The 234-nt window shown below is 64.5% G+C and carries 1 pseudogene; it reads left to right on the plus strand.

Going from position 1 to position 234, the window contains the following annotated elements:
• Positions 1–234: pseudogene (locus SB725_RS33995) on the plus strand (peptidase M14); the annotation flags it as partial.

Consider the following 234-nt stretch of genomic DNA (forward strand, 5'->3'; position numbering starts at 1 on the left):
GTCGAGCTCAGCGGCCCGGTGGGCGACTTGATCGGCAAGCAACTGGGGGACGACGCCACGGCCAATATCGCCCTGATCCGCCGTGCCATGGTCCAGGTGCTGGATGAGCTGCCAGCGGCTGATTCGCAGCTGCAAGCCCTGCATCGCTTGCTGTTGCGCCATGCCTGCGACGCCGACATCACCCTCGACCTGCATTGCGATTTCGAAGCGGCGATCCACCTCTATGCCTTGCCC

The organism is Pseudomonas sp. SIMBA_041, from assembly GCF_046535095.1.
GTDB lineage: Bacteria > Pseudomonadota > Gammaproteobacteria > Pseudomonadales > Pseudomonadaceae > Aquipseudomonas > Aquipseudomonas mucoides.